Source organism: Terriglobales bacterium (assembly GCA_035487355.1).
Taxonomy (GTDB): domain Bacteria; phylum Acidobacteriota; class Terriglobia; order Terriglobales; family Acidobacteriaceae; genus QIAW01.
In genome coordinates, this window is record DATHMF010000043.1 from 46743 (window position 1) to 63123 (window position 16381).

The following is a 16381-nucleotide window of genomic DNA, read 5'->3' on the forward strand; positions in this document are numbered from 1 at the left end:
GCTTACTGTCATGGGCGTCGCACTTATGAAACTGCAACTTCGAGATGGCCTCGGCCGGCTTGGAAAGAAGATTCCTCGGCCGAGGCTGTCTTGTCGTTCCTGGCATCGGTATTTACGGAACGACCGGGACGAAAACCTAGATCAATGATGACCTGATCCGGTCCGAGCGCAGTCAAAATCTCTTCTATTTCGTCTGTGGGCTTGGTCCCGATGACGACAACTTCCGATCCCTTAACTACCTCCTCTAAATCCGTGGTGAGCAGTGCACCGATGTGCGGAATCTCTTCTGCGATGAATTGGCGATTGGAACCCACGAGGCGTCCAAGAGAAACATCCCGGTCCCAGATTTTAATCTGTCGGCCTTCGCCGAGGAGCCGTTTGATCAGTTGCACCGAAGGGCTTTCTCGCAGATCATCTGTACCGGGTTTGAAACTGAGGCCGAGAATTCCGATTTTCTTCCGTTTCGTCGCCAGCACTGCTTCAACAGCCCGTTCCAGGTGGGCCTGATTGCTCAACATGATGGCTCTCAACAAAGGCAGATTCAAGTCAAGTTGCTTCGCGCAGTAAGTGAGTGCACGAAGATCTTTCGGCAAGCACGATCCCCCAAAGGCAAAACCAGGCTTCAGGTAGGCCGTGGACACATTAAGTCTTGTATCCGACGTGAAAATCTCCATGACCGCCCGCTCGTCTACATCAAGCTGCTGGCATAACGTTCCGATCTCATTTGCAAAAGTGACTTTCGAGGCGTGGAACGCATTGCAGGCATATTTCACCATCTCTGCCACACCTAACGACGTCTCAAAAATTTGCCCCGAGATTCCCTGATAAAGCTCCCGTAACGGAAAAAGATGAGCAGGATCGTCAGCTCCCAGAACGGTAATTGCGGGATCTAAGAAATCAGAGACTGCACACCCTTCACGGGTAAATTCCGGATTGGCGCATACGGCAAAATCAGCCCCTGCACGCTTTCGGCTGGCAGCTTCGATTGTCGGAATGACCAAGGACTTCGCCGTTCCCGGTAACACGGTACTGCGGAGCACAACCCAGTGGAATTCTTTTTTAAATCGCAGTGCTTTACCAACTTCCTCACAGCTTCGCTCAACGCTGCTCAAATCCAAACGGCCATTGTGCAAGCTGGGTGTGCCCACGCACAGAAATGAAATTTCTGATTGGTCTACGGCAGAAATTGGGTCAGTCGTCGCATGTAATCGGCAGGCCTTGCGGCCCTCTGCAACCAATTGATCGAGTCCCGGTTCCAGCACTGGGGCCTGGCCCGACTCCAACATCCTGACCTTAGCAGGATTAACATCTATACCGATCACCTTGTGGCCCGCGTGTGCCACGCAAGCTGCAGTCACAGCACCAACATATCCCAAGCCGAATACACTAACGCGCTTCATAAGAGATAATTCCCTTTCAATAGTGAAATGAACTGGGCGATACGACCTAGCAAGTGGGGGTACCCTGATAGAGCTGCTCAAGTTCGGTAATGAGACGGCTAAAGCCGAAACGCGTTCGCATTTGCTCTTGCCCAACCCGCGCTAACCTCATCGCCAGGAGTGGATCTCGGAGTATGCGTAGAATCGCTGCAGCAAGCGCCTGAGGGTTCTGCGGTGGAACCAGCAAACCGTTAATTCCATGGTTGATAATTTCACGGGCTCCGCCTACACAAGTGGCAACTACGGGGAGACCAGACGCCATTGCTTCCAGAAGAGCATTTGGCAATGCCTCTGCCTCTGAGGGTAAGACCGAAAGATAACAACACGCCAACAATTCGGGAATGTCTTTGCGACTGCCAAGAAATAAAACATTCTTCTCGAGTCCTGCTTCTCTTACAAGCTGTTCTAATTTGGATCGTTCTTGCCCGTCGCCAATCAGAAGAAAAACCGTTTCCGGCAATACGCGGCAAACACTGCTTGCTGCCGAGATCACATGAGTATGGCCTTTGACCGGACCGTACATGTTGGCTACAACAGCGATGAGCTTGGATCGGCTCCCGATACCCGGCAACAATTTTTCCCTGCTTCCTCGGGTCTGGGCAAATCGTTCGACGTCCACACCGTTGTAAATGACGCGAATTTTTTCTGGAGACAAGCCCTCCGATCTCGTGAGCAGTTCACGCACAGAGCTGGAATTCACTACGACGCGGGTTGAGAGGCGATAGACCATACGAATTACTTTATTGCGCCAAGGTCTATGCCAGTCCAGATCTGCCAGGTAGCGACGGCTGGAAATGATGACCGGCGTACGCGCCAGCCAAGCGGCTGGAACCCCTAGCAGGTTTGCCCATAAATCGTGCGCGTGAAGTACGTGAAATTTTTGCCGATGCAGAAACATGGTCAGGCGCAGCAATTGGTAAAACCCGCTGAGCGACAAAAGCGTCTTTGCCTTGCGAAACTCGACGATTGAAATACCCGCCTGTTGCAAGAATTCAAGCAAGGGGCCTTCTGCTCGAAGGCAGCCTACGATCACATGATGGCCAGCTAAGTGCAGGCGAAGCGCGGCTTGCGCCATCTGCGTTTCAGTACCGCCCACGTTCAATGTATCAACCAAATAAAGCACACGTCTGCGGGCGCCACCCAATGGCTGCTTAGAAACCGAAAGAGTCGGCCGGATATCGGCTGGCCTTGGGAAGGCTAATACGTTGTCTGCAGCAACAACGGCTGGACGTGTGCTGAATGTAATGGACATGAGTTGCTTAGAAAATCGGTGCGCTTTAAAACAGTTTTGTCAGAAAGACTGACTACAGAGAATCTTTCACGGGCTTAGCCCAACCCTTCATGGTTGGCTGTTGTCAGTGCGCTGTGGCTGCTGGCGTAGTAGAACAATGGGTGAGAACCGGAGTTTGGAGCTGCTTCTGTTCCAGATGTTGATTGTTCCAAACAGCAGCCGTCGCGCTTGTCTGGGTTGCAGGCTCCAGAAAATTGCGGTGCCAAAGTTCAAAAATAAGCAAATGCCAAAGCTCCCATGAGCGGTCTCGAATTCCCTGCCGATGTTCGAGCAGCCGGCGTTTTATTTCGTTCCCATTGAAATACCCACGCTGCAGCGTCTTAGGTTCGAGCAGAATATCCATGAGACCTGGTTGGTGTTTCTGCCGGAACCAATGCACAAGCGGCATTGAAAAACCTTGTTTCCGGCGATACAGAACGTCACGAGGAACCCCAAGCCGCTCTGCCAGTTTTTTGAGAATGTATTTCGATTGGCCAAGACGTATCTTCCAGCGTGGTGACAATTGTGCAGCCCATTCGGCAAAGCAATGGTCCAGCAGCGGAGCCCGCACTTCCAAAGACGTCGCCATACTCATGCGGTCCACTTTGGTCAAAATATCCGCAGGCAAGTAGGTCTTCGCATCAAGATAAAGGACTTCACTCTGTGGATCAGACGCAGGTCTTTCTTCCAGATAATGTCGGAAGCGATCGTATGGCGATACTTGAGTATCAGCCCAATCCATAAAATCCTCCGTAAAAAGAGACCGCTCCCGAACACAGGCCGGCAGCAAAGAGACCTCATCCAAATAACGATCACGCAGCGGTAGAGAAAGGTTGAACAGGAACCTGCGACCGAGCCATCCGGTAGGAACTAGCGGATGAATGCGATTGCGGTACCAACGGCCCATCCCCGGAGGAAAGACGCCAAGCCGCCTGCGTCGAAGATAGGACTCATAGCGGTCATAGCCTGCAAAAAGTTCGTCACCACCGTCTCCCGCCAGGGCGACGGTCACATGCTGCCGGGCCATGCGGCAAACGTGATAAGTAGGGACGATTGAAGAATCACCAAAGGGCTCTTCAAGCAAGCGCGTTAACTCATTAAGAGTCTGTTCGATATTGGGCTCGACAAACAATTCATGGTGTTCGGTGTCAAAGTGTCGCGCGACCGTGCGGGCATGGTCTGCTTCGTTGAAGTCCTGACTGGAAAAGCCAATCGAAAATGTCTTGACTCTGCGCGAACTCGCGCGGGCCATCATGGCGACGACAGTTGAAGAATCCACGCCTCCACTGAGCAATGCGCCCAGAGGCACATCGCTCATCAGACGAATCCGCACTGCCTCATTGAGCCGATGCTCGAGTTCTTCCAGGCATTGCTCTTCCGATTTGGGCTCATAGGTGCCATAAGCGGGTAAGTTCCAATACTGGCGCACTCTGATTTCGCCGTCAGCAAATTCAAGCAGATGCCCTGGAGGCAGCTTCTGGATTTGAGTAAAAGCAGTCAGAGGATCTGGGATATAGCCAAAGTAGAAAAAGTTGAGCAATCCTTGCGGATTAAGGTCAACAAGTTCGGGAGCGCCAGCCAGCAACGCCTTGATTTCAGAGCCAAACAGCAGCCGCCCTTCGCTTAGCCCGTAATGTAGCGGCTTCTTGCCAAAGCGATCACGTGCAAGCAACAGGCGCTGCTGTTTTTCATCCCAGAGTGCAAATGCAAACATTCCACGCAAGCTGTGCACGCAATCGGCCCCGTAGTCTTCATATAAGTGAACAATCACCTCCGTATCGGAGTTCGTATAAAAACGGTGGCCGCGAGCTTCCAGTTGCGGGCGCAATTCCGGGAAATTATAGATTTCGCCGTTGAATACTACCCAGATGGTCCGGTCTTCGTTGTGGATGGGTTGGTGGCCGGTGGATAAATCAATGATACTCAATCGTCGCATGCCCAGTCCAACGCGGCCCGATACGTAAATCCCTTCATCATCTGGCCCGCGGTGCACAATTGTTCCGCACATACGGCGAACGTCTGCAGCATCGGCCAAATAGTCATGCTGGGCGCCAACAATACCGGCTATTCCACACATAGACCCTCGCTGTTTGTTTTGCAGAAGATGTGATCAGCGGTTTGAGACATATCTACGCAGTCCGTTCAATAAACGCGAAGCGCACAGCCTTTGCTCTGCTATTTTCGGGGATTCTTGTAGTACTGCCCGTAATACTGATGACTCGTATCTTGAGATCCATTCACCACGACGCCGATCACTTTCAAATTCTCAATGCCTTCCAAGGTTTTTCCCAGCAGCTTCTTAGGTGTCTTTGCTTGTTCGACGACCAACAGTGTGCCGTCTGCCTGAGTGGCCCAAACATTGGGATCTGCTACTGCCGCCAGCGGGGGCGAATCAATAATGACCCACTCGAACCATTCCGCGACTTGAGTCAGCATTTCCGACATTCGCTGAGACTGTAAAATCTCGAGTGGTTCTCCCGTGGCTTCGCCGGGTGGCAAGTACCAAAGCGGGAATTCATTGACGCGCCGTAGAAAGTCTGTGATGTCTGCGGCCTCCTCCCACCAGTCGGTAAGACCAAGCAGATCGTGATTTCCGAAAAGATCTCTTAATCCTGACTGGCGTAAATCACCGTCAATGAGTAGTGTTCTTTGGCGTCGAGCCAAAGTGAGGGCCAAGTTGGCTGAGATCACACTTTTCCCCTCGCCCTTGAGGGTGCTGGTAATCACAAGTTTCTTGAGTTGCCGTTGCTTCCGCAAATACTCTAGACGGGCGGCCAGCATTCGGAACTTTTCAGCACCCACACCTTCTTTCTCCATCATGGCCACCAGACGAGGATTTGGAGGCACAGCGACAGAAAACTCAGGGAGCGGATTCAGTCCTTCCAGATCGCTATCCATGTCTTGCGTCACCCGTGAATATGCTGCTGTCGAATTGCGGGTCAAACCATAAAAGTTTCTATCCATTGATCAACCTCGGTAGTAAGCGAACAAAGTAATTGCTGGAATAACGGCTATGAGTGCCAAGCCGGCTATCGCTTCCAGCCGGCGATGCCAGAGCAGCTTTCTTTGTTCATTCGCTGTTTGCAGAACGGGGATCCTCGCCAGAATAGGTGCAGTCACCAGATCGCGCAGGTCTTCATCGCGACAGATGCGTGGGTCGAGAGTCTCAAGCAAAGCGGTGATCCCAAGCGCCAGGAACGCTCCCATAGCCAGACCCAACAGGCTCAATTTGAATCGGTCGGGCCAATAAGGCTTCAGCGGAAGATTGGGAGGATCAATAATGCTGAATAATTCCCCCTGTTGATGTTTCTCAAGGTTAGTGGCCATTTCCGACTGGGTCTTCTTGGCCAAAAGCGATTCATAATTGGTGCGTGATTGCTCGTGGTCCCGAGTGATGTCTGCCAATTGTTGCTCTCTTACAGGCATCAAATTCAGGCGGCTTTGGTACTCCTCGATCTGGTTTTCCAGCTTTCTTACTTCCTGCTCGCGATGCGCAATTTTGACCTTATTCGCCCTAAGCTGGCCATCAATCGGCAACATTGAAGAGGAAGTTCGAGGCTCCGCCGGATCACTTACACTCCGATTGCCGTCAATAGGCTTCGCTGGTTCGTGAGATTGAGCCTGCGTCTCTAGCTGCTTTTTCAACTTTTCTGTGGCTGCAATTTTTTCTTTGACTCGCCGTACATCAGGGTGATTTGCCGTGTAACGCGTGCTGAGATCAGCGAGTTCAGCATTAAGCCTGTCAAGCTGCTCTTCCAGAGCTGCCGGACTGACCACTTCACTATCTTGATTCCCAATTTGGCCCCGCAGGCTTTGATATTGCGGAATCAGTGATTCCAAGTAGAGCTCTTGTTGATTGGCCTCGTCGAGCGCCTCTTCTGCGGACTGCAAACGGGTCTGCAGCCCTGAGAGTATTTGTTCAGTGCTTTGCCACTGCTCCGGCAATTCTCCCAAATTTTTGGATTTAAAGTCGCGAAGGCGCTCTTCTTGTTGGGTCAAATCACGCCGGGCATCCTCCAATTGGCTTGCAAGGAATTGGGTCGTATTTTCCGACAAGCGCTGCCGGTCACGCAGGTTTTCGTCAATAAACAACGATGTCAGTTCATTCGTGACCTGCTGGGCCAGCGTCGGACTGGGTGCGGAATAAGAGATTTTGAATGCCGATAGTTCTCCCGGACGCCCCGGAGCTTGAACCAGATCAATTTTGATGTCGCGCCGCATCCTCTCTACCAAGGCGTCCGAATCCACCGGTCCCTTATCTTCCCCGTAGAGATGGAAATGGCCGATGATTTCTTGCAGTCTTGTTCGGCTCAGGATTTGTTGGGTCATGCTCTGCAACCACTGCTGAACATCCACGGCAACGTTAGCAAGTACGTAGCGCTCCGAAACTCCCTGCTGTTCGACGATGATGACAGTCTCGGAGCGGTACTTCGGGGGAATAAATCGGCCGGCTACAACCACGAATGCCCAACCCAGGAATAAAGGAAGGATGAGCCACCACCGCCGGCGGCGCGCTATCGCCCAGTAATCTTCCAATGTTCGCGAAGGTTTCGCCTGATAATGATGATCCACTTTATCTCCTTAATTTATCTTCCCAGCGGATGCTTGAGGTCGTATATCAACGACATAGAGACGCGGTTGTGATCAGCTAAATAAGTCCCCACTTGAGCGCTATTGCTAGACAGGTGTACTCGCCAATACCGAAATTCAAGGGACGTGCTCTGACTCAACATGCGGGTCAACCCGCCAGTGGCCGAAACGTAGGTGAGTGCTCGAGAAGTCCCAGAGAGCGCTTTGTTATCTTCATACGAGGCCAACAAATCCACAGTCCACTGTCGCGCGAGTTGCCGGCGAAATTCTAGCGTGGCGCCCGAGAGTTTCGCCACTCCCAACACTCCACCCCCATCGCCGATCTTCCTGTATATGCTCGCAACTATGCCCGTGTGTGCCCCACTCCAGTTGTAAGTCGCTCCCCCCGCCCAATGCCAGTTTGACCGCGATATACGTTCGCCTTCCAGCGGCAGAACCAAAAGAGGAAAGTCGTCGTGGGTGGCTGAGCGCTCAGGACCAGCAAAAACTGAGACCGTTATGTTTGGCGTGAACGAAACGGTGTCAGTATAGAAAACACTTTGTACAAGCGCTCGTGATTGACTGCTTCTAACAATCAGCCTCTGCACGTTGTAGTCGAAGCCAACCCAGGTACTGGGCGTTAGATGATGAGAATAGAAAGCATGTCCATTCATCGAACTCGTGTCCTCTAAAAATTGGAGGGGTAACTGTGTTCCTGCCGCTGAACTGTACTTGACACTGAAGAACGAGCCGCTTGCGCCGATGATAGTGTGCCGGTCTAAGGCGTAGGTTAAGTCCAAGCCTGCTTGATCGCTGGTTCTTCGGGCCGTCGGCGCTAGGATGGAATCGCTGGGGCGATCAAGGATGCCGAAACCCGGCATAAGTTCGGACTGGCGCAGACGATCAAAGGGATTCTTGCTTGTTAGAAAACTGTTACGGAGGCTGATTTCAAACCGTTTGGTCAGCCTTAACCGCAGTACTGTATCGAGCAGGTGCGAGCGTGAATCATAATTTTGCAACGGGCGACTGATGGAAAAACCCGGGCTGTAGTCCAGGCTCCACTCCAATCGAGGATGCGATAGGTTCCAGCCCAGGTGAGGCTCTATGACCGTCACAACGTTGGGCTGTTTGTGATGGTTGTCATCCAGGGCGTTATCGTCGAAGTCGTTGGCAATTCGAAGTCCTGTCACCAGCAGATCGGTCTTGGGGGCTTCAGCTTCAAGCGTTGGCGGGAACAACTCACCGGGCAGCCCCGGTGGTCGGGCTGTTTGGGCTGATGGGTCAATCACAGCAAACAGCAAAACGAACACACATCCAAAATGCCATCGGACTGTCACAGTCCTAAATTCCTTTTATGGAACCACGACTGTGTCGTGTGTTTCAAGTTCCACGTTTTGAGAGAGCTTGCGCCCTCGGATGACTTCCTTGTAATTGAATGGAATACACGCACGCGAGCCGTCAGCGTTCACCCTGAGGACATAAACCTTGCTGGTCTTTGCAAAATCCCGAAAGCCACCGGCCAGGGCAATAGCGTCGAGTACCGTCATGGACCGGCTGAGTACGTAAGAACCTGGCCGCTCTACTTCGCCCAGGATATTAAATTTCTGGCTTTTGGCTTCCTGCACGATAACGCTAACTTCGGGGTCCGATAGATAGTTAAGCAACTGCCGCTTGATGTCATCTTGCAATTGAACCGGGGTGCGGCCGCTGGCGCGTAAATCGCCGATCAGCGGTAATGATATTTTGCCATCCGGCCGCACGGGAACACTCCGCGAGATCTCCGGCTCTTTCCAAACATTCACTGCGAGCACATCGTCCTCGCCGATTACATACCCGTCTGGTTGCACTTCTGCTTCGACCGGGGCCGGGGTTTGAGAATTGGTTTGGTCCGAAACTTTGGACTTCGCCTGATCTGATGCCGGGGCGTTGATCCCGGTGGCAATCAGCACTGCCAAGATCAGATGTGCTAATTTCATGTGCGATCTCATGTTGGCGCCCTTCGAGTGGCCCGATACCGTCGTGCCTTTCTTAAACCGGTTCGACATCATGACCTTCAACATTGATGGAGAGTGAGTGGTGGATGCTCTCGACGGAGATCACCAGGCGCTGGCCTCCATTGGTGACCAGAAAGCCTTCAATACCGTCCAGAACTCCTCCCCGAACGCGAACTCGCTGACCGACTTTAAGAAACGGGTAGGGCGTGAGCGCGACGTTACGGGCCAACAAGGTTCGAATATTTTCAATCTGACTGTCAGGGATCGGAATGCCCTGATTGTGCGACCCCACGAGGCTCAATACCCCTCCGATTCGAATGACTGCTGAATGCACCTGCGGCACAAGAGCTGCATAAAAAAACGCATAACAGGAGAACAGCGGGACCTGAACCACCTTGCGCCGATCGCTCCACCGGTGCACTTGCGTCAGCAGCGGCAAGTAAGTGGTAATACCTTTTTCCTGCAGTTCTGCGGCTACTCTCTTTTCATGTCTGGAACGAGTCTGAACTGCGTACCAGTGAGGTTGTTCAATGGCTTCATTTCGTATCGTGTCAGTGTCATAAGTCAAAGTCTGAGTGGCGCTACTCATCGCTTCACCTTCGAATCTATCCCAGTTGAATCTTTCGGGTGCTATGTTTTGGTTTCTTTCTTCGAAAAATGCAGGTGCTACTCACAGCTCCGCCCTCTGAGTCACATTTGCAGCTCTTTCCCAAATGACAGGCCAGAAGATAGCATGAAGACGTAAAGCAGGAAACGAGCGAACCCCTGCATTCCAGACCGGGGAATCCTCCAAAGTGAAATGCGGGTTCCTATGGATAACTTTTTACTCTTAAGCGCTAGTCGTTCATGCTCCTTCTTGGAAGAAGCAGTACAGAAAAACCCTGCATTTCGGATCAGGAGAACTACGTAAAGTGGAAATGGATGTTTCGCCATTTCGGAAAGATTTCCGAATTATGGGTCAGCTATACCTTTTAAGTTCTTGCTGTATCTCCAGCGCCAGGAGACGCAGCGAAGAGCCCCAGCGAGGCGGCGCAAGTCTGCAGGATGTGGGGGCTCCGTTTGCAAGGTATTACTCCCCCACCCCCCATTACTTGGAGTAGTCCAAGCATTGATAAATCACTATAATTCAATGACATACGGAGATGGCCGATCGTGGTTCGAGTAGTGCTCAGATATTTCTTTACTGTAAACTTCGACAAACGAAAGGATTGGCTTCCGGCAAGCGGCAGCAAACTGTCGTTAGAGTTTTCAAAGAGCCCACGGGCACCTGTATTCTGGAATGCTGGCTTTGAGCGCACTCGATTCACGCTCACCCGCTCTTCAATGATGACTTACCGTTACCAAAAAATGAAGCTTTTGATGCCGCATTGATACCGTTTTCTGTGCGCAGGCTAAAGGTATAAGAATTGAAGATATGCAGTATCGCCGGTGCAATCCGGATACGAGCATTTACGGGCATTCCCGGCGATTATTGCACTTTGATCAGGTAGACATCGGCATAATCGGATAAACCTGTGTTACCGATGTTCATGTTGCTGTCGAATACCACATAGTGGCCGTCGCGGCTGATGGCCGCGCGGCTCTCGGCCCAGTAAGACTCGGCCGACCGGGAACGGTGGTGCGCCAGCCGAAAGACTGCAGAACCATCAATCTTCACGAAAACGAGTTCCTCATAAAAATGGCGCCATGAGGATTGCCAGTCGGGGGCAAGGTGTTGCGGATCGAAACAGGAATAATGTGGACAGGTTCCTTGATCAAAAAACGATATCGCCACCCACCCCTGGGAACTATCCCGGTAGCTGATGTGAGCTGATGCCCAGTTTATGTCAACCAGGCAGGAGACTATGTGCGGCGAATCTACCCTGATTGTGTCTGCCCCTCCTCCGCTGGGGCAAGCGTCTCTATAGGTATCGGGGATCCGGCCCACAACTGCAACCTCGTTGCCCGTTAAATCTTTGCCCACATCCGTGTGAAGGCTGCTGTTAAACATGTGCCAATATAAAGTGCCGTCGGTGCTGTAGATCTCCTGCCCCTGACCGGCGGCTGCACCGTTGCAGGTCCAGGTGATCAGCATCTTGTTTGAGGGTGTGATCTGGATCTTGTGCCAGCCGCAATCGGTCTCCTTCATGCCAACATTCACCGCGACGCCGGTTGCGCCGGTACTGATTGAATATAAGAAGGCATGGGTTCCACTTACGATCCAGAGATGGTCACCATCCTCAGACAGGTCTTCCTGGTCAGGGATCATCACATTGGAATAGCCGGCAAACGTGTGTAAAGCTGTACTGTTTACGGTACTGCCTGAAATCTTCCCTTGGTAGAGAGTATTTTTGTTCGTGTAATAGAACACGTCCGCGGAATCCCTGGCCCATGGCACATTGCCGCTGTTGATTGCGGGGAAATCATGCGGACCGACTACAATGTGCCCCGCCGTATCCACAATGACGCCTTGGCCCCACTCGGTTATCAGCATAATCCGTGTGTCGTTTTGATTCATTGCGCTGATCGTGGCGTATTGATGGTGTACAGCTAAATTAAATTCTGACTTGCTGTTCGTCAGCCGAGTAATGGTGCAGCCATACTGCGGGTCACTATAGCTATTTCCCTGACCAGGTGGAACGAAGGTGTTAAAGCTCGGCGGAATGTGGGGCAATCCGTCGTCCTTGGCTCCGCACTGTAAGGATATAATTTTGTCTTCGGCCATAACCTGGTCGGTAGCATTTTTGATGATTGCTGGATCATTAGCGTTACGCGAAGACTTCGTGCAGCCAGTTAGAGCAACACAATGTAAGAGCGAAATCATGAGGACCAGGGCGGCGGGGTAGTAATCAATGGCCTTCATCTTCACTCTCAGGCAAAACTTTATTGACGTAAGCTCATCTTTGGCAAGTGGCCCTTCCTTTGAAATCGCGGGGCTTGCTTGTCATGTTTCAAGGAAAGCCCGCCCAATTGACTGGATGTCCCTGCACTCTCAATCCTACGGCGAATTGGCCATTGGCTAATGGCTGGCAATAAATTACACGAACAGAAGCCCGAACCCCAACTGTAGGGGAGGTCAGGTAGAGAAGTTGGTCAGGAGCCATAGAGCTTTTTACCAACACACGTGTACCCATTGGGCTTACGTTCTGGGTTAGAGCACTCTCACTCACGCCCGGCTCTTGCGCTCGAATAAGCGTGACTGAAGCTTCAAAACGCATCCGTTTTTCCCGTCGTCCATCCCTGTTGACCATGTCAGCGCTATCTCCCTATCTGGCTTGTAGTGGTCTGGACGAAATAGGCTGCGCTAGCAACGATCTATGCTGTTTTTGCTCATACATGGCACGGTCTGCCTGGACCAAAAGCTGCCGAATCGATGTTTTGCTTCGGGGATTCAAACGTGCCATTCCAAAGCTAAATGAGAGTTTATAACGCGCTTCTTTCGCATTGAGTTTCTTTGAGTTTTCCAGCAGTCGGGCAGTAATGGCAGCCTCGCCGTGATCGGATGCCTCGATTGCCAGGGCCGCAAACTCGTCTCCGCCGAAACGAGCAACCACATCAGAGTCACGAAACGTCTGTGACAAAATTTTGCCGGTACGCACCAACGCCATGTCGCCTTCCGCATGGCCCCAAGCGTCATTGATACGCTTCATGCCGTCCACGTCACCAAAAAACAGCAGCAATCCGTATCCGGACCGGCGAGCGAGTTTTAACTGTCGTTCTGCAAGGGCCAGAAAGCCACGGCGGTTATACAAACCTGTTAGTTCGTCGGTGAGTGCAATACCCCCAAGTTTTTCGCGCAGTATGGACTGCTTAATCGCACAACGAATCGCCTGCAGCAGGAGATCGCCGGAAGATTTGATGGAAGTAACATTTCCGGCCCCGGCATCCAAGGCTGCCGTGACTCCGCTAAGAAGTGCTGCTAAGTCCCGGTTTGCCTCGTTCAGGATTGGTTTTAAAAGGTCATCCGACGCGAGAATATCGCGAGAAAGATCAGGCAGCGTAATCCCCAGAGCAAAGTTCGTTTTGTGGTCGAAAATCTTACTAAGAACTTCGGCTTCTAACTGTTGTGCATGTGGTTCTTTCCATTTTGGCCAATCCTGAAAGTGCTTGCTAGTTTTCGATTCCATGGAGTCCCTCAGTTCCTGGCCAGATCATTGCAAAGCCTTGCCAAACATTTCCGGAATGGACGAGCCGCCGGGCCCCAGCTGTAAATCTGGAGCTTTACTCCAAGTTTGTCAGAGAGTCTTCTTCCTACCCGGATAACAATCCATTCAATTTCTAGAGGGTGCTTCCTTCCCACAGGATGTTGCCGTGTTCCCCCTTGTACTCTGGTGGTAAGCCGCTTCAGTAAGAGAGGGAGGGTTGTTTTTCCTGCGGCGGCTCCCAATGTGACGCGCACAGAGCATAGCCCCGAAGCCGGGGCAAATATACCGGTGAATACCTGATTTTATAAGGTGGAATTCTTGAAAAGTGACGCCAAGGTATTCCCCTTGGCCTGTCGGTCATGGCTGAACCAGGTATTCCCCCTGGCCTATCGGTCAGGGTTGGACCAGACCCCGGCGAATGGCGTAGCGAACCAGGCTCGCGGTTTCATGAATATCGAGCTTCTGCATGAGTCTCGATCTGTGCGACTCGGCGGTTTTTATGCTGATTCCCAGCAGGGTAGCGACTTCTTTACTCGACTTCCCTTCTCCAACCAATTGGAGAACCTGCCGCTCACGAGATGTAAGAGGATCAGCCGAGAGCTGTGTCTTGGAGAGATAAGCCCCAACCACAGCACCTGAGACACTCGGACTGAGGTAGACCTCTCCCCGGCAAACTTGTTGAATTGCTTTCACCAGATCGCTGGCCACCTGACTCTTCAGTACGTACCCTTTCACTCCGGCTTGCAAAGCTTCGGTGACATACTGATCTTCGTCGTGCCGTGTGAGAAGAATGATTTTGATCTTGGGAGAAGATTTTCGCAGTTCTCGGGCGGCGTCAATGCCGTTGAGGACCGGCATGCTGATGTCGATGATAGCGACATCGAACTGTAGTTTCTGGGCCAAGTGCAGCATCTCCCGTCCATCCGCGGCCTCCCCAGTTATCTGGAATCCATCTCGTTCCAAAAGAGACTTCACGCCCTGGCGTACTAAGGCATGATTGTCGGCAAGTAACACACGAATTGGCATCTTAGCCCTCCACTGGAATTGTGACGATCACACTTGTTCCGCTAGCCGGTTTAGAATGCACCTGAATCGTTCCACCAACGGCATTAAGACGTTCGCGGATCCCGATTAGTCCTAACCCCTTCTGGCCTCTGCGCGCGTGCAATGCAGCGACATCGAAGCCTTTTCCATCATCGTTGATAAGGCAGCGCAAATTCCGGCCATCGCAATTGAGTTGAATGATCACGTTTTTCGCTTCAGCATGCCGGTTCACATTGTTCAGCGCTTCCTGGATGATCCGGTAAAGCGCCGTCTCAATGGAGGGATGGAACCGCCTCTCCATCGCACCTTGGACGTGAATTGAAAGCTTGGTGCGCTTGGAAATGCCCTCCGCAAGGAAATGCACCGCCGGGAGCAAACCTAGATCGTCCAGAATCATGGGCCGGAGCTCGTGCGATAGCCGCCGCAATTGCTGCTCTGCCTGGTCGAGAATCGCTGTCACCTCCAGCAGCCGGTCCTGGAATTCCGGAGCAACGTCGCGCGTCAGCCCTGAAATGGCTATCTGCGCAGCGATGAGAAGTTGACCAGCTTCATCATGGACGGTATGGGCGATACGGTGGATCTCCTGCTCCAAGGTTTCGTTCACTGTGCGCAAAACAGTGGCGGCTTCCCGGTACCCACGGTGCGCCATTTCGTAAGGAGACAAGCTTTCTGCGAAAAATTCTTCTGCCTGCCGGAGGCGCGGCTCTAAACAACCTGAACCGACGGCATTGAGCAGGAGCTTCGCCAGTACCGCGTGGTGCATGGCCGCCATCTCCAGCACACCGATTCCTTCGGCGATGGCCTGACGTCCGATCTCATATCCGCACCGAAGTGTCCTTTCGCACGGATCTGAAAAGAATTCTTCAAGCGCCGCGACGTATGCCGCTTGCAGACGGGTTTCCGTATTTGCTTGAACCTCTTTCAGCTCCTTCATCGGCAATTCCCCAAATAGCGCGCAACCAGCACGAGTGCGTCGTCTGTGGTCTTGCTATGGCGTTCCAGAATATCTTCGGCGGCCTTTTGCGGCTGCTGGTTGTGCGCCGGCGCAAGTGCGAAATCGTTATGGACGCCGTCCGTAGTAAAGATGAGTGTGTCGCCGGCGCTTACCGGCAAAACCGCTGCTTGCAGCGGAGGCAACTGGGCTCCGACCACACCAGCGCGCAGTAATAGAGACTCCTCCACTTGTGGAAAGCTCGGACCGCCGCGAAGCAGTGTCCCCTCGACATTCCCAACACCCAGCCAAGTCATCAACCCGTGGCGGATATTGAATGAAGCTACACTCATTACGACGCCGCGTGTTTCCCGGAGTTCTTGATGACACCGCTGGACCAGTGCAATCACGGGATCCGCAGCATGCTTTTCCAGAATAACGCTGGCAGTTCTGGAGGCTGCCGCGGCTTCTTCCCCATGTCCAACCCCATCCAGTACGGCAATCAACAGTCCGTCCAAAAATGGCATTACCACGTGGTGGTCACCCGAACGTGGCTGTCCTGATAACGCACTAGAGGCGACACCCCATTCGACCGCGGATGGCACTATCGCTTCCATTTCTTGATAATAACGGTGGTGCCGCGATCCTCCTGCGAATCAACTTGAAACTCATCCATCAATCGTTTCACACCCGGCAAACCCAAACCCAGACTCCCCGAGGTCGAAAACCCGTCGCGCAGGGCTTGTTGAACATCGTGTATTCCAGGTCCTTGGTCGTGAGCGGTGACCTGAATGCCCAGTTGTGGGGATCCGTGGATAACCTGGATAACAATCTCGCCATACTTGGCATAAGATACGATGTTGCGGGCCAACTCGGAAATGGCCGTCGCAACCAAGGTGGCGTCCCCTGAGGAAAAACCCAAGGCCAGGGCGATTGAGCGGCCCTTCTGCCGGGCATCTACAATATCCTTGTCCAAGCTGATCGGAACCCGGGTTTCCTGTTCCACGGAT

14 protein-coding genes are annotated in these 16381 nt (G+C 52.5%); all 14 read right to left on the minus strand.

Translation table 11 applies throughout. The annotated features are described in order from the left end of the window. Positions 1-23: 23 nt before the first annotated feature. The 14 genes from VK738_09700 to VK738_09765 all read right to left on the minus strand — a co-directional run bounded on the left by VK738_09700 (position 24) and on the right by VK738_09765 (position 16377). Positions 24-1535, minus strand: a complete 1512-nt coding sequence (locus VK738_09700; GenBank protein HTD22915.1) for a UDP-glucose/GDP-mannose dehydrogenase family protein — start codon at positions 1533-1535, stop codon at positions 24-26. Beyond that, a complete protein-coding gene (locus VK738_09705) occupies positions 1447-2691 on the minus strand; it encodes a glycosyltransferase (protein ID HTD22916.1) in 1245 nt (414 codons plus the stop codon). The genes VK738_09700 and VK738_09705 overlap by 89 nt, the downstream gene beginning before the upstream one ends. Positions 2692-2794: 103 nt before the next feature. Continuing rightward, a complete protein-coding gene (gene asnB, locus VK738_09710; protein ID HTD22917.1) occupies positions 2795-4786 on the minus strand; it encodes an asparagine synthase (glutamine-hydrolyzing) in 1992 nt (663 codons plus the stop codon). A gap of 98 nt (positions 4787-4884) precedes the next feature. After that, positions 4885-5673, minus strand: a complete 789-nt coding sequence (locus VK738_09715; GenBank protein HTD22918.1) for a CpsD/CapB family tyrosine-protein kinase — start codon at positions 5671-5673, stop codon at positions 4885-4887. A gap of 3 nt (positions 5674-5676) precedes the next feature. Beyond that, positions 5677-7281, minus strand: a complete 1605-nt coding sequence (locus VK738_09720) for an XrtA system polysaccharide chain length determinant (GenBank protein ID HTD22919.1) — start codon at positions 7279-7281, stop codon at positions 5677-5679. A gap of 14 nt (positions 7282-7295) precedes the next feature. Further along, a complete protein-coding gene (locus tag VK738_09725; protein ID HTD22920.1) occupies positions 7296-8615 on the minus strand; it encodes a hypothetical protein in 1320 nt (439 codons plus the stop codon). Positions 8616-8630: 15 nt separating this feature from the next. Continuing rightward, positions 8631-9254: a polysaccharide biosynthesis/export family protein gene (locus VK738_09730; GenBank protein HTD22921.1), complete on the minus strand. Its 624-nt coding sequence runs from the start codon at positions 9252-9254 to the stop codon at positions 8631-8633. Positions 9255-9306: 52 nt separating this feature from the next. After that, positions 9307-9861 carry a UpxY family transcription antiterminator gene (locus VK738_09735; GenBank protein ID HTD22922.1) on the minus strand — a complete coding sequence of 185 codons (555 nt, stop codon included), beginning with the start codon at positions 9859-9861 and terminating at the stop codon, positions 9307-9309. An 879-nt stretch (positions 9862-10740) separates the two neighbouring features. Then, positions 10741-12114, minus strand: coding sequence for a hypothetical protein (locus VK738_09740; GenBank protein HTD22923.1), 1374 nt, complete (start codon positions 12112-12114; stop codon positions 10741-10743). A gap of 403 nt (positions 12115-12517) precedes the next feature. After that, positions 12518-13378, minus strand: a complete 861-nt coding sequence (locus tag VK738_09745) for a GGDEF domain-containing protein (GenBank protein HTD22924.1) — start codon at positions 13376-13378, stop codon at positions 12518-12520. A gap of 411 nt (positions 13379-13789) precedes the next feature. Next, positions 13790-14422, minus strand: coding sequence for a response regulator transcription factor (locus VK738_09750; protein HTD22925.1), 633 nt, complete (start codon positions 14420-14422; stop codon positions 13790-13792). Position 14423: 1 nt separating this feature from the next. Continuing rightward, the gene (locus VK738_09755) at positions 14424-15374 is read right to left on the minus strand and encodes an ATP-binding protein (protein HTD22926.1); all 951 of its coding nucleotides are present in this window, start codon (positions 15372-15374) and stop codon (positions 14424-14426) included. Continuing rightward, positions 15371-15976: a SpoIIE family protein phosphatase gene (locus tag VK738_09760; protein ID HTD22927.1), complete on the minus strand. Its 606-nt coding sequence runs from the start codon at positions 15974-15976 to the stop codon at positions 15371-15373. Before VK738_09760 ends, VK738_09755 begins: the two co-directional genes overlap by 4 nt. After that, positions 15976-16377 carry an anti-sigma regulatory factor gene (locus tag VK738_09765; protein ID HTD22928.1) on the minus strand — a complete coding sequence of 134 codons (402 nt, stop codon included), beginning with the start codon at positions 16375-16377 and terminating at the stop codon, positions 15976-15978. The genes VK738_09760 and VK738_09765 overlap by 1 nt, the downstream gene beginning before the upstream one ends. Positions 16378-16381 lie beyond the last annotated feature (4 nt).

What these genes read in the sequence shown, in the direction of transcription:
- VK738_09740 (HTD22923.1), bottom strand. Translation starts at nt 12,114, where the DNA reads ATGAAGGCCATTGATTACTACCCCGCCGCCCTGGTCCTCATGATTTCG.
- VK738_09705 (HTD22916.1), bottom strand. Translation starts at nt 2,691, where the DNA reads ATGTCCATTACATTCAGCACACGTCCAGCCGTTGTTGCTGCAGACAAC.
- VK738_09750 (HTD22925.1), bottom strand. Translation starts at nt 14,422, where the DNA reads ATGCCAATTCGTGTGTTACTTGCCGACAATCATGCCTTAGTACGCCAG.
- VK738_09715 (HTD22918.1), bottom strand. Translation starts at nt 5,673, where the DNA reads ATGGATAGAAACTTTTATGGTTTGACCCGCAATTCGACAGCAGCATAT.
- VK738_09755 (HTD22926.1), bottom strand. Translation starts at nt 15,374, where the DNA reads ATGAAGGAGCTGAAAGAGGTTCAAGCAAATACGGAAACCCGTCTGCAA.
- asnB (HTD22917.1), bottom strand. Translation starts at nt 4,786, where the DNA reads ATGTGTGGAATAGCCGGTATTGTTGGCGCCCAGCATGACTATTTGGCC.
- VK738_09735 (HTD22922.1), bottom strand. Translation starts at nt 9,861, where the DNA reads ATGAGTAGCGCCACTCAGACTTTGACTTATGACACTGACACGATACGA.
- VK738_09730 (HTD22921.1), bottom strand. Translation starts at nt 9,254, where the DNA reads ATGAAATTAGCACATCTGATCTTGGCAGTGCTGATTGCCACCGGGATC.
- VK738_09745 (HTD22924.1), bottom strand. Translation starts at nt 13,378, where the DNA reads ATGGAATCGAAAACTAGCAAGCACTTTCAGGATTGGCCAAAATGGAAA.